This window comes from Marinobacter sp. B-12, from assembly GCF_056857915.1.
This window is the reverse complement of sequence record NZ_JBSXOB010000059.1, coordinates 149,295-161,890: the sequence shown is the minus strand read 5'-3', so window position 1 is coordinate 161,890 and position 12,596 is coordinate 149,295. Positions and strand designations below refer to the sequence as shown.

11 protein-coding genes are annotated in these 12,596 nt (G+C 50.1%); 9 read left to right on the top strand and 2 right to left on the bottom strand.

The window, feature by feature from the left end; translation table 11 throughout:
* The first annotated feature begins 37 nt into the window (after window positions 1-37).
* The 6 genes from AC13D2_RS14215 to AC13D2_RS14190 are packed head-to-tail and all read left to right on the top strand — an operon-like array spanning window position 38 to window position 7,210.
* On the top strand, window positions 38-904 hold the full coding sequence (locus AC13D2_RS14215) for an XrtA system polysaccharide deacetylase (RefSeq protein ID WP_288353258.1): 867 nt from the start codon (window positions 38-40) through the stop codon (window positions 902-904).
* A 21-nt stretch (window positions 905-925) separates the two neighbouring features.
* Complete coding sequence (locus tag AC13D2_RS14210) at window positions 926-2,239, top strand: FemAB family XrtA/PEP-CTERM system-associated protein (protein ID WP_482938820.1); 1,314 nt, start codon at window positions 926-928, stop codon at window positions 2,237-2,239.
* A complete protein-coding gene (locus tag AC13D2_RS14205; protein WP_227664073.1) occupies window positions 2,236-3,216 on the top strand; it encodes a GNAT family N-acetyltransferase in 981 nt (326 codons plus the stop codon). Before AC13D2_RS14210 ends, AC13D2_RS14205 begins: the two co-directional genes overlap by 4 nt.
* A 21-nt stretch (window positions 3,217-3,237) precedes the next feature.
* Window positions 3,238-4,341 (top strand): glycosyltransferase family 4 protein, encoded by a 1,104-nt coding sequence (locus AC13D2_RS14200; protein WP_199448592.1) that lies wholly within the window; start codon window positions 3,238-3,240, stop codon window positions 4,339-4,341.
* Window positions 4,342-4,359: 18 nt separating this feature from the next.
* Window positions 4,360-6,159: an asparagine synthase-related protein gene (locus tag AC13D2_RS14195; RefSeq protein WP_482938819.1), complete on the top strand. Its 1,800-nt coding sequence runs from the start codon at window positions 4,360-4,362 to the stop codon at window positions 6,157-6,159.
* Between the two features lie 46 nt (window positions 6,160-6,205).
* Entirely contained in the window at window positions 6,206-7,210 is a 1,005-nt protein-coding gene (locus tag AC13D2_RS14190; protein ID WP_482938818.1) for a polysaccharide deacetylase family protein, read from the top strand.
* Here the strand turns inward: AC13D2_RS14190 and AC13D2_RS14185 are convergent.
* Together AC13D2_RS14185 and AC13D2_RS14180 are read right to left on the bottom strand one after the other, a co-directional pair.
* Complete coding sequence (locus tag AC13D2_RS14185) at window positions 7,207-8,376, bottom strand: ATP-binding protein (RefSeq protein ID WP_199448589.1); 1,170 nt, start codon at window positions 8,374-8,376, stop codon at window positions 7,207-7,209. The two genes, AC13D2_RS14190 and AC13D2_RS14185, sit on opposite strands and share 4 nt — an antisense overlap.
* Before the next feature lie 8 nt (window positions 8,377-8,384).
* Complete coding sequence (locus tag AC13D2_RS14180; RefSeq protein ID WP_482938817.1) at window positions 8,385-9,560, bottom strand: carboxylate--amine ligase; 1,176 nt, start codon at window positions 9,558-9,560, stop codon at window positions 8,385-8,387.
* Between the two features lie 203 nt (window positions 9,561-9,763).
* Between AC13D2_RS14180 and AC13D2_RS14175 the strand changes: the two genes are divergently transcribed.
* Genes AC13D2_RS14175 through AC13D2_RS14165 form a run of 3 tightly spaced genes read left to right on the top strand, consistent with a single transcriptional unit; the run spans window position 9,764 to window position 12,526 of the window.
* The gene (locus tag AC13D2_RS14175) at window positions 9,764-10,303 is read left to right on the top strand and encodes an arsenate reductase/protein-tyrosine-phosphatase family protein (protein ID WP_482938816.1); all 540 of its coding nucleotides are present in this window, start codon (window positions 9,764-9,766) and stop codon (window positions 10,301-10,303) included.
* Entirely contained in the window at window positions 10,296-11,555 is a 1,260-nt protein-coding gene (locus AC13D2_RS14170; RefSeq protein WP_288353266.1) for an O-antigen ligase family protein, read from the top strand. The genes AC13D2_RS14175 and AC13D2_RS14170 overlap by 8 nt, the downstream gene beginning before the upstream one ends.
* Before the next feature lie 50 nt (window positions 11,556-11,605).
* A complete protein-coding gene (locus AC13D2_RS14165; RefSeq protein WP_482938815.1) occupies window positions 11,606-12,526 on the top strand; it encodes a glycosyltransferase family 2 protein in 921 nt (306 codons plus the stop codon).
* Window positions 12,527-12,596: the final 70 nt, after the last annotated feature.

Genomic DNA, 12,596 nt, shown 5'->3' with positions numbered 1-12,596 from the left:
TTGCAGTCACAGTAGAAAGCCTATTATCCGGAGCAATATGGAAGTGACAATTAACGCGCTGACCATTGATGTTGAAGATTACTTCCAGGTGGCGGCACTTGCGGAAGCCGTAGACCGGAACGACTGGTCGTCCATGGAATACCGCGTTGAGGCCAACACAGATAGGTTGCTTGACCTGTTTTCACAAAGGGACGTGAAGGCGACGTTCTTTACGTTGGGCTGGGTTGCTGAACGGTCTCCTGCGCTGATCAGGCGTATTCAGAAAGCCGGTCACGAGATTGCAAGTCACGGTTACAGCCATCAGTTGGTCTACCAGCAGACCCCGGAGGTATTCCGGGACGAAACCCGAAAATCGAAACAGATACTGGAAGAGATTACCGGTGAGCCGATTACAGGCTACAGGGCAGCCAGCTACTCAATCACCGCGCAGTCGCGCTGGGCACTGGATATCCTGTGTGAAGAAGGGTTTACCTGGGACTCATCCATCTTTCCGGTTCATCATGACCGCTACGGTATGCCGGGTACGCCCCACGAACCCTATCGGCTGAAAGCTCCCGCGGGCGGCACACTGATCGAATTCCCGCTCTCGACATGCCCGTTGGGTAGTTATCGGCTGCCAATAGCGGGCGGTGGATACTTTCGCCTTTATCCCTACTGGCTGAGTCGATGGGGGCTTGGGAGGATTAACCGGGCAGGGCAGCCGTTTATTTTTTATCTCCATCCTTGGGAGATAGATACCGGGCAGCCTCGATTAAAAGTCAAACCACTGTCACGATTCAGGCATTATAACAATCTGAACAAATGTATGGGGAGGCTCGAGCAATTGCTTGACGACTTCCGTTTCGGCTCAGTTTCGGATGTACTGTCGCAGACAAAGATACCCGCTGGTGCTGTTGTCGTCTAAGAGATCGTTAAGGATAGCGCAATGGGAACGGAGATGCCTGAGCCCAGGTTGGATGTTTCAAAACATCGGCTTGATGAGCTGAAAGAATGCAAAGGCCGCCTAAGCCGGCAAATTGGCGAGGCCAAACAATCCGACCGCAATGCAGACAGGCTGATAGACGAGCTGAAGCAGGTCTCGGATGAGATCAAGCAGCTTCAAAAACTGCTCAAACAACAGCTCAATGAAACCCGGTCAGCCAAAAAATGGGCGCCGGGGACCATTGAGAAGCCCCCGGCCATTGCCAATAAAATAACCTCCGGCGCAATTACAGTTCGAAGTTGTGCAGACGACGACATTTCTGCCGTCGAGGCCTACCTGGCTGAGCATCCCGCCGCATCTGTATGGCATCTCCCAGCAGTCTCCAGGTTCATCAAGGATACTTGTGGGCACCGTGCCAGATATTTCTGTGCATTCGACGAGACAAATGACCTGGTTGGTGTGCTTCCTCTGGTCCAGCTCAACAGCCGTCTGTTTGGTAACTTCCTTGTGGCCATGCCTTATTTCAACTATGGAGGTGTGTTGGCGGATAACCGGGAAGTTACCCTGAAGCTTATTTCACACGCGGATCAATGGCGCCGGGAGGTGAATGCCAGCCACCTGGAACTCCGTTTCTGCCAGGACAACGCCCTGGGCCTGCCGCAGAAGACCGACAAAGTAGTCTTCTGGCTGCCTTTGCCGGACAACGTCGACGATCTTTGGGACAGTTTTCAGCCCAAGTTGCGCGCGCAGATACGCAGGGGGCAGCGGGAAATGACTGAGCTTTCCATTGGTGGGCCGGAACTGCTCGACGAGTTTTATCGGGTTTTCGCAGTCAATATGCGCGACCTTGGTACTCCGGTTTATGGCAAGGACTTCTTTGCCAATCTGTTACAGGCTCTGGAAGGACTGGCCTGGCTGGTAGTTGCACGGATAAACGGACGAGCAGTGGGCTGCGCCTTTCTGACCGGCTACAAAGGCAGGATGGAGATTCCCTGGGCGTCGACCTTGCGCCGCTATAACCACACCAGTATCAACATGAGTATGTACTGGAAGGTTCTGGAGTTTGCTGTCCAGCAAGGGTTTGACGTGTTTGATTTCGGCCGCTGCAGCCAGGATGCCGGAACTTATCGCTTTAAACAGCAATGGGGTGCACAGCCACTGAAGCTCTACTGGGACTATGTGCTACCGGACGGTGAAAAACTACCTGCGCTCAATCCCGACAATCCGAAATTCAGACTGATGATAGCCGTGTGGCAACGGTTGCCGGTGATGTTAACAAACCTGTTGGGGCCTCACATTGTGAAGAGGCTGCCATGATGAGTCTGTTCCAGACCAAGGCCTGGCAAAGTGCATGGTGGGAAACCTGGGGCAATCAGAAAGGTTTCAGGCTGGTCAGCGAATGGGATGGCCAGGTATCGGGCCTGTACGAGTCCCGATACCGGCTGAAAGGGGTGTTGCCTGTACGCTCACTTCAGTTTGTTGGAACCAGTTATCGCGAGTTGAGAACGCCCAGAACGGAGTATAATCAGTTTTGCCCCGATAACCTGAGTGGACAGCTATTGTTGCGAAAGATGGAACAAGTTCTCCAGGCTGAACCATGGACAGAAGCTGTTTTCAATGACTTGCGTACGGGCTCTGAAGAGCTGTCTGCGTTGGTGACTATTGCGGCTAAGCACAACTGGGCATTCAGGATTACGGCCTCAGACAATGGTTATGCTGTTTCGACATCCGGCAGCTTCGACAGCTATCTTGCGTCCCTTGGCGCTAACAGCCGATTACGTCTGTACAACCGCAGGAAAGTGCTGGAGTCACTTGGGCACGTTCGGGAAGAAAACCTTTGGCCATCGGATGTAGATACTTTCTTCCAATATCTCAACCGGTTTCATCTGGAGCGATGGAAGAAAAACTGTGTAACGCCAACCAGCCTGGAGTTTCACAAGAAGTTCCTGTCACGGGTTGAAGAGGAAGGAGGCAAGCCGGTGCTGTCCGCTTTGTATTGTGACGACAGAGTCGTTTCAGTACTCTATGACGTGTGGTATCAGGGCGTTGTTTATAATATCCAGGCGGGGTTTGATGAAAACTTTCACAGAAAGTTATCCCTTGGTTCATTGCATCTCGGTTACGCCATCGAAGGCGCGTTCAAGGCGCGAGACACCCATCGTCTGGACTTGCTGGCTGGCTGGGGCAAGAAAGAAGACTATAAATCCCGGTTTGCGACTGACCAGTACCAGTTCATATCCATCATGCTTGTAAAAAGCGTTCTGTTCCGTGCCCTTTACTGGATGAGAGGGTAAACCTCTGCTGCAGGGAGTGCGATGACGACCATTCTGCATCTTATAGATACAACGGGGCCCGGTGGCGCGGAAACCGTCTTTACCAATCTTCTGAAAGAGTTGGAGCATACGGAATTCCGTAATATCGTGGTATTGCGTGGCGAGGGATGGGTGGCCGACAAGGTTCGCAGCCTTGGCATTACACCACACCTTATCGATTCCAAGGGAAGCTTCAATATTGACTATATCAAGGCTCTTCGGCAGTTAATCATAAGCGAGAAGGTGGACCTGATCCACGCTCATCTGCTTGGCTCCAATGTGTATGGTGCACTCCTGGCCCTGATATGCAGAAAGCCAATGATCGCAACATTCCATGGCGCCGTGGATGTTGCGGCTGGAGAGCGGTTTCTTAAGGCGAAATTTTGTCTGATAGGGTTTGGCGCCTCAATGATCGTATGCGTTTCAAAACGGCTTCAGCAAGAACTTGCCGACCGCAGCCCATTGCCTACCCATAAACTGAAACTGATCTATAACGGGGTGGACCCGGAAGCTTTTAGCAGAATCTCTGCGTCGGGGCTCAAAGAGGAGCTCGGGCTGCCGCAAGATGCGACGCTCGTGGTCTCTATCGGCAATATCCGCCCGGCGAAAGGCTATGAATATCTGGTTGACGCCGCCGTCACGATGGCGGATCGGGACCCGAAAATTCACTTTGTCGTTGTAGGGCACCAGAAAGAAAAACTCTTCAACAAACTGATGGATCAGGTCGCAAAGGCTCCCAGACCGCCCAATATTCATTGGCTGGGGTTTCGGCCAGATGTCGCGGATATTCTCCGGCAGGCCGATATCTTCCTGCTGCCCTCTGTGTCTGAAGGGTTTTCCATTTCCACCGTAGAGGCGATGATGGCCGGGGTGCCCGTGATAGCAACACGCAGCGGAGGGCCCGAAGAAATTATTATTGACGGTGTGTCTGGCATATTGGTGCCAATAAAAGACCCCGGAGCGATTGTGGTGGCCATTCAGAAGATGATAGACCACTCAAAGCGCAAGGGCGTGGTAGAAGAGGCAAGGCGAAGTGCGATTGATCGCTTCTCTTTGCAGGCAATGTTGTCGAGCTACAAAGATATCTATCATCAATTGGTCGATTAAAATGGGGATGGATAAAGGATGTCCAGGTTCCTTGCGTATATCAATAAAGGCACGGAGGCAGACCATGAGTTTTCATCTGAGTCAGTGCAAGCCATCCTGCATGAATCGGCCCTGTCTGACGTAACCATTGAGACCTTTTCTCATGACTGCATCCACGTTGCCTATACAGGCAACGTTAGCGTCCATCTGGACGAATCTCTTGGCCTGCTGATTATCCTGTCGGGTTATTTTCGCCGCTCTGGTTTTATGACGACCTATTCCGACGACGCTAAAGACCTCCTGCCAATGTTTGCCGAAAACGCCGACCTGTTGAAAGACGATTTTGAAGGTTGTTTTTCGCTGGTTGTATGTCATCTGAGCTCTCTTGAAGTCTGGTTGATGACGGACAGGTTCGGAACAAGGCCTCTGTACTATATTCCCGGAGAAGGGCATGTTGCCGTTTCATCTGAAACATGTCTCCTTCTGCCCTGGACGGAAAAACTCTCCATTTCGCCAGCAGCTTTAACGGACAGTTTCTGGCTGGGGTTTTGTCGCGCACCTCACAGCATGATCTCGGGGGTCGTAAAAGCTCCTGATAACAGTGTGGTGAGCGTCTCCACTGACAGGGCTACTGACAGCCACGTAAAGCCTTGCCCCCTGGTGATAGAGCCCGACGAAACGCTTGATTTCGAAAGTGTGGTTACCCGCATTGAGGATGCACTTGAGCAAGAGTTCGCGAGTCTTGGCAGAACGGCGAACAGGGTTGCTGTGTTGCTCAGCGGTGGCGTTGACTCATCAATCATGGCGGCCTACGCACAGGATCATTTTGCCGAGTGTGTGGCGTACTCCTGCAACATAGAAGGGTACGACAACCCTGAGCTGGAGCGAGCTGTCTACGTCGCCAAAAAACTGGGCATGCGCCATGAAATTGTAGGGCTGAATCTGGATCAGCTGGATGGCGTTTTTTCCGAGGTTGTTTCAATGCTAGAGGGGCCTTCAAGGCATATCAACAACATTGTTGTGCGGCGGATTTTCCAGGAAATCCAGGGGTTCGACGCCATTATCGGTGGCGATGGTGCAGACGCTGTGTTTGGAACAAAAACCAACAGGACGATTCGGAATATAGAGCACAAAATAGCGTTGGTAAACCGGGTTCCTGCGTTCTTTAAACCCATTCTCGCGATGATTCTGGAAAGGATGAGCCCTGGAAAACGTACGTATCTGAAAAAGATACTGGCTAACGATCTTGAGTGGCTGCTAGGCAACCTTTTTACGGTAGAGTACGGCGAGGAGCAAGTCACTTTGGCTGGCAAGTTGGGGATATCCCAATTCTCTGGAATCCCATTGAGCGCGTATGAGGCCTCGGATAATGTAGGTAAGAGCCTTGAGGCAAATATCTCCTTATTCCTCAGGTGTATGCTGGAGCGCAACAGCAAGCTGTCCAATGATTCGAGCATTCCTGTTTACTATCCTTTTCTTTCGGAAGGAATGCTTAGAATATCGAGGGGACTTCCTTACAAACATCGCTTTGATGACGCTGGGAATGCCAAACCAGCGTTAAGGGAAATTTGCAGGCGACGTATTGATTCTTCGGTTATTGGATGGCCCAAGATTGGTTTTGAAACACCTGAAAAAGCCTGGCTTACCAAAGATCTCAAACCTTATTTGGACAGAGTCCTTTCCAACGAAGGCGGGATCAGCAAGGTTCTGGGGGTGACTCTGGATAGCGATGACATTGAAATTGCCCAGTCTTCGACAAGAATTCTGTGGTGGTTGATAACACTGGATTCAAGTTTGCTCGCGATGGAAGCCAGGTTTCTCGGTTGGAAGCAGAAATAATGGACGATATATCCGCTAAACCACCAATTATATTGGGAGTAAAACATTGAAGACCCAGGTACTGAAGTGGGCAAATCTCCTGGGAGAGACCGGTATCTACCGGCTGTTATGTCCCGGCCGCTTGCCGGTGTTCATGTTGCATCGCGTTACGGAAGGCGATGATGGCGTTCCAGCCGGACTGCCGGCCGATCAATTGCGCAGTCACCTCCAATATCTCAGTGACAGGGGGTACCAGGTCCTATCAATGGATGAGCTTTGGCATTGCCTTCATGAAGGCCAGCCGATTCCATCCAGGTCCGTCATGTTCACCATCGATGACGGCTTTTATGATCATCATGATGTGGCTGCAAAGGTGTTTGATGAGTTCGGTTTTACACTGAACTTTTTTGTTATCACGGGCCTGCTGGACCAACAACTGTGGCCATGGGACGACCAGGTTTCGTACGCGATCAATCACGCCCGGGTAGTAAACACGGATATCCGCCTGCCGTCTGGCCTGGTCTACTCGGTCAATCTTGAAGCGAAATCGGCGAAGACAACCATTAAGGAAATTCGTGAAGCGCTGAAAGCGGCGCCTCAAACCGGGATTTACCAGTGGCTTCAGGAAGAACTTTTCGAGAAACTGGATGTGGATTTTCCCTCTTCCGTTCCCCCTGAATACCGCCCGATGTCCTGGAGCGATGCGAGATCCCTGCGTGAGAGGGGGCATGGTGTCTATCCACATACCTGCACTCACAGAATACTTTCAACATTGTCCGCGGCAGAAAAACGGGAAGAAATCCGGGATTCCCTTAAAAGAGTCGAGGAAGAGCTGGGGTATTCCCCAGAGATATTTGCGTATCCCACAGGTCGCCTTGCGGATTACAATGACGAAGACGTGAAAGAGCTGGGTCAGGCCGGGTTCAACATGGCGTTTAATACGGTTCCGGCCTATGTAAGGCAAGGGCAGGACCGCTATCAACTTCCACGTTTCTCCCTGCCGGAGACCAAAGCGGACTTCCTTCAGATTGTAAACCGCTTCGAGGCTTTCAAAGAAAGGCTACGGGGTTAACTGGTCTCCCCGCGTAACCTACGCATAACCCGAGACCAAATATCCCTGATAGACATGCAAGAGTATCTGAACGCGGGATGCGGGTCTTTCCAGTAAAACAGGGCCGCCACCCGGCGGTAGCGGAGCAGCCTTATATAGCGAATTAGCACGGCAAACACGTTTTCGCGGTCTTCAATCCGGGCTACCAGGTCGCCGAAGAAATTCCAGTACACTCGATTATTTTTCTGGGGCGCGAACGCCACGGTATTGCCGTAAGCAACCTGGGTGCACGCCAGAATATTATTGATCCCGCAACGGGTATCAAACCAGTTACACATGCCGAGGCGCGGATTGGTCTCAATATAGTAATAGTTCCCGGAGTTCCGGTCTTTCTTGAACTCAATCATGGCTGGCCCTGAATAGTTGAGGGCCTCGCCGATTTTGGCGCATTCGTCACGCAACACCTGATTTTCCCGGCTGATCGCCAGTGAAGTGACTCCATAGTGAGAGGGCATGGTGCCAAGGCGGTTGAACACGAAGCACGCACTCAATTGCTTGTTCAGGCCGAAGGTAACGTTGCATACCCACAGGTTGTTGTCCTCGCCTTCAATCACTTCCTGGGCAATAAAACGGTCCAGCTTGCCTCGGAAACGTTCGCGAAAATCATCGAATTCCGCCAGGGAGTTAACAATGACGTTTTTGGCCCCCAGTACCGCATACTCACGGAATGTTCGTGGTTTGATAATCAGCGGGAACGAGTCGGGAGTATCGCTGGCCAACTCGTAATAGGTTTTAGGCAGGGTGATGCCGCCTTCCTCCATGGACCTGCATTCCAGTTTCTTGTCATTGAGAATTTCAGTGGTTTCCGATGAAGGAACAATCAGATGGTGATTGGAGTAACCTTCGGTTTTCAGTTTACCGAGCAGTTCCGCCGCCAGATCTGAGCAGGCCAGTAGTACCCCGGGACCATCTTCATTGCGATAGAGCTGGTCCAGAACCGGCCTTATATCTTCCACGCCGGGATTGGCCGGCAATATAAACCGGTATTGGCTATACCGACTATAGGCGCTCAGATCAGCCTGGTTGGTCAGCAGGGTATAGGTGCGTAAGCCTGCATCGGCGGCAGAGCGCACCGCACCAAGGCCGTTAAGGCCGTTGGCAAGTATGATCACATAGGGTTGATTCATAGAAATCGTCAACTTTTAAGTGCACGTAGATATTGTTTTACCTCGAACCAGAAAGGGCGAAGATCCTTCCAGCGGTTCACTTCGTGACGGGTTCTCAATCCTGGTGTAAAGAACCGCAATATCTCAACAAGTTTCTGACCGAACGTGTAGACCTCCGCTGACGATTTCAGCACAAGGTAAAGCCGGTCCAGATCGCCGAGCAGCCATCGCACTCTCCGGTGCTGCCAGCATGCCTGCGGTACCGTTTGCCCGGTACTGGCCAGATACAACCACCAGGGGAAGTCGATTCCCGAATCGATAGCCAGCTGCAGCGACCCCCAGAACCGCGGGTTCACCTCCATCAGATAACCGGTACCATCCGGCGCGACCCGGAATTCGACCATCGCTACACCGTGCCAGGCGACACTGCGAAGCAAATTCTCAGCATAGGTTCGCAGTTGGTCATTGACCGGCGCGGATTCGCAAAGAACGCTGACACCTCCGCCCGGTGGTTTTTCCCTGAGTCTGCGATGGGCGAAAAAACACACGGGTTCGCCATCATCAAACAGGGCAAAAATGCCCTGCCCGGAGCCCTCAATAAAGGACTGTATGGTGAAAGGGAACTGAAAGAAAAGGTGACTCTTCAGGGCATCGGAGGCTTCCCGGGCGGAGTGCGCAATAACAACCTGCGTTGAAACGATGGACGTCGGTTGCAGAATCTTCGATTTGAACGGCTTCAGCACAACCGGAAAGTGATTGATGGTCTCCAGTGCCTCAAGGCCTTCCTCGGCATCAGCGCAGAATATCGTCTCCGGTACTGGTACGTTCTGCTGCCGTGCCAGCTGGAATAGCTTATTTTTGTTGGCAAGCTGCTCCACCGAAACCGTTTCCGGGAAGGGGAGTGTAACGTGTGCGGGCAGCTCGTCCCGATAGGCCAGAATAACGTAGGTGGTGGCTTCTGTTATGGGCAGCAGAAACGAAATGTTCTGTTCATCGATCTGCTTCAGGAGATCTTCAAAAAACGGCCTGGGCGCGCTGAAAGGGTCGGCATAGGTGATGCTCTGGCGACAATACCTGGAAAGCCCGGCCATGGAGGGCGCGCAACTTTCACCGACAGCTACCCATAACCCCTTCGCGCCCAGTGAGCGTACTGCTGCGAGTGCTGCCCTTTGATTTCCGTCCAGCACAAGAATTCTGGGTTCCATGGGTAGCAACGTCCTGTGTTTTTACCAAGTGTTCAACTGATTGGCGATTATCCTGCATAATGAGCCTGAATTCTATCGCAGCCGTCTTACGGTAAAGTAGGAAACGCATTCAACAGGTCCCAGTGGCAAGCCTGTTTGTGGCATGATAGTAGCCAAAAGGGAACTCAGTCAGCCTTCGGTTTGAACTTCAGGGAGATTATCCGTTGAGCCATTGGATTTACGAGCGGTTTGGCTCGAAAAAAGGATTTGTCCGTTTCCTCTATCATCTCGCTCTGTCATATCTTGGAGCCTACCGGAAGTATTCCCGGAATCCGGGCCCTATTGCCGATCGGCGACTGGTTTTCATCTGTAGCGGAAATATATGCCGGAGCCCTCTGGCTGAGGTGTACGCCCGTAGCCTCGGGATGGAGGCGGCCTCCTGTGGTCTGAACTGTGGTGACGCCTATCCTGCAGATCCCCGGGCGATAGAATTTGCCAAACAGCAAGGGCTGAGTCTTGAAGACCATAAGACCGTCAATGTCCGGGATTTTGAATTCAGGGACTCAGACCTTATCGTTGTAATGGAACCCTCCCACCTACACCAGTTCGAGAAAAAAGTAGGAACACAATATTCACTGGTGCTTGCTGGAAGCTATCGCCCAAACCCGATACCGTACATCCACGACCCCTTCAATTGCTGCCCGGCGTTCTTCACACGGTGCGAGACTATAGTAATGGAGTGTGTGCGAGGGCTCTATGCGTAAGAAAGTCAAAGAAATCGCAGATGAAGATCTCTATTCGCTGAATATCGGAAAGACATGGCGATATTTCAAAAGCGAAAGCTTCGCCTTCTGGATGATCTGTGCGTATCTGTTTTTTGAGTATGTACGCCCTCAATCAATCTACCCGGCCATAGATTTTCTACCCTGGACGCAATTGACCGTAATCGGCGCTCTCATAGGATGTTTCGCGGACAGAACCGTGCGGTGGGTGTCTTCATCCGTAAACGTTTTGCTCATTCTGTTTTTAATCGTCATTCTGTTGTCGAGTGTTTTTGCCTACTTTCCTTCGGTCTCTTACAAAAACCTCGATAAGTACTATCTTTGGGTAATCATTTATTTTCTTATAATCAATATCGTTAATACCAGAAAGCGATTTTTTATATTCTTGTGCGTCTTTCTGGTGGCTTCGTTCAAGATTTCGTTGTCGCTCGCCATCACATGGGCGCAGCGCGGATTTTCTTTTACCAGTTGGGGGCTTTCCGGTCCACCTGGCTTTTTCCAGAACTCCGGAGAGCTGGCCATCCAAATGCTCGTGTTCTGGCCCATAGCATGGGCTTTTACCCATTCGCTGAAGCCCCACGTCAGCAAAAATTGGTATCGATTGCTTATGCTGATGCCCATTACTGCAATTATGGTCATTCTTGGCGCCAGTTCGCGCGGGGCCCAGCTTGCATTAGTCATTCAGCTCGTTGTGATGAACTACAGAACGATTTTCAAACCCAAAGTGCTTTTGTCGTGCTGTGTGTCGATATTTCTAATCTGGACATTTTTGCCTGATGAACAGAAAGAGCGCTTCGAAACCATGGGCGAAGATAGGACGTCCCGTCAGCGCATTCTGTACGTGGAAAATGGCATCGAAATGATAAAAGATAATCCACTTTTCGGAGTGGGCTATTTTAATTTCGTTCCATATTATAATAGCTACTACCGGCATGATTTATTAGGTGGACGAGCGGAGTTGCCTCATAATATTTTTGTTCAGGTCGGAACGGATACTGGTCTTCTTGGGCTTTCTATATTCTTAGGAATTATTTTTGTAGCATTTAAGACCGCACGTAAGGTAACTCTGTGCCAAGAGGAAGAGAAACGGGCGAAATTTGCAAGCTACGCTAATATATCGCTTATTGGATTCTTGGTGGCAGGTCAATTTGTTACTGTTACCTACTATCCTTTCCTTTGGATTCATCTTGCACTATTAATTTCTATGAGAAATTCTTTTGAGAAGCCTGGTTAGTGGTTTGTGATTGCCATTTTAAAATGAATTGTCCAAAGGTTGAGCTATTTATGGATCTTTCAGTAATTATCCCCGCTTTCAATGAAGAAGATTATGTTAGTCAGTGTCTTTCTTCAGTTAAAAATGTGTTGGGGGGGCGTGATATTAATTATGAAATATTATTGGTGGATAATGGATCTTGTGATAGAACGTCTCAAATAGCGTCTTCTTTTTCTGGTGTGTCGGTTTTTAGCATTTCACGAACCAGTGTGTCACAAGCAAGGAACTATGGAGCCCAAAAGGCTCAAGGTCGTATTTTTGCGTTTATCGATGCTGATGTTGTACTGAAAAGCATATGGGGTGAGCGCATAGAGGCACTGTGTAACGGTTGCAACAAATTATTTGTCACTGGATATCAATATGGTGTCAGAGATGAGCCGTCTTGGATCGAAAAATATTGGTTTAGCAATCTTAAGAGTAATCATATAAGTGGCGGTAATCTCATAGTGAGCTGTGACGCCTTTTTAAAAATTGGCGGCTTTGATCCTGGGCTAAAAACCGGTGAGGATGTGGACTTTTGCAGTAAGGCCAAACTAATCCCTGATATTGAGTATACTACCGATCCCTCTTTGGTGTGTGTGCACTTGGGATATCCCAGTACTGTTTATCAGTTTATGAAGAGAGAGTTGTGGCATGGAGAGGGCGATTTTCGTAGTTTAAGGGATTTTAGAAAGTCTAAGATAGCTAAGCTTTCACTAGGGTACGGGGCGGCCAGCCTTGTTTTCTTTGGGGCTCTGGCAATTCAGGAGTGGTATTTAGCATCATTGATTTTTTTTGTTTTTATCCTGTCGAATTATGTTCTTGTATGTCTTAGGTTTGACTCATGGTGGGGTAAGGCTTCCTTTTTTAATTCTTTCATAAACTATCTTTACTTTATTTCGAGATTCTTTTCTTTGTTCAGAGCTGTAAGAGGTAGAAATCGAGTTTATTGAGAAGTTTAAAGCAGGAATGGTTCGATTCTTTACGCATCAAGAACCATTCCTGTAAAGAAAGTGGTTATTC

What these genes read in the sequence shown, in the direction of transcription:
- AC13D2_RS14215 (WP_288353258.1), top strand. Translation starts at nt 38, where the DNA reads ATGGAAGTGACAATTAACGCGCTGACCATTGATGTTGAAGATTACTTC.
- AC13D2_RS14210 (WP_482938820.1), top strand. Translation starts at nt 926, where the DNA reads ATGGGAACGGAGATGCCTGAGCCCAGGTTGGATGTTTCAAAACATCGG.
- AC13D2_RS14205 (WP_227664073.1), top strand. Translation starts at nt 2,236, where the DNA reads ATGATGAGTCTGTTCCAGACCAAGGCCTGGCAAAGTGCATGGTGGGAA.
- AC13D2_RS14200 (WP_199448592.1), top strand. Translation starts at nt 3,238, where the DNA reads ATGACGACCATTCTGCATCTTATAGATACAACGGGGCCCGGTGGCGCG.
- AC13D2_RS14195 (WP_482938819.1), top strand. Translation starts at nt 4,360, where the DNA reads ATGTCCAGGTTCCTTGCGTATATCAATAAAGGCACGGAGGCAGACCAT.
- AC13D2_RS14185 (WP_199448589.1), bottom strand. Translation starts at nt 8,376, where the DNA reads ATGAATCAACCCTATGTGATCATACTTGCCAACGGCCTTAACGGCCTT.
- AC13D2_RS14180 (WP_482938817.1), bottom strand. Translation starts at nt 9,560, where the DNA reads ATGGAACCCAGAATTCTTGTGCTGGACGGAAATCAAAGGGCAGCACTC.
- AC13D2_RS14170 (WP_288353266.1), top strand. Translation starts at nt 10,296, where the DNA reads ATGCGTAAGAAAGTCAAAGAAATCGCAGATGAAGATCTCTATTCGCTG.
- AC13D2_RS14165 (WP_482938815.1), top strand. Translation starts at nt 11,606, where the DNA reads ATGGATCTTTCAGTAATTATCCCCGCTTTCAATGAAGAAGATTATGTT.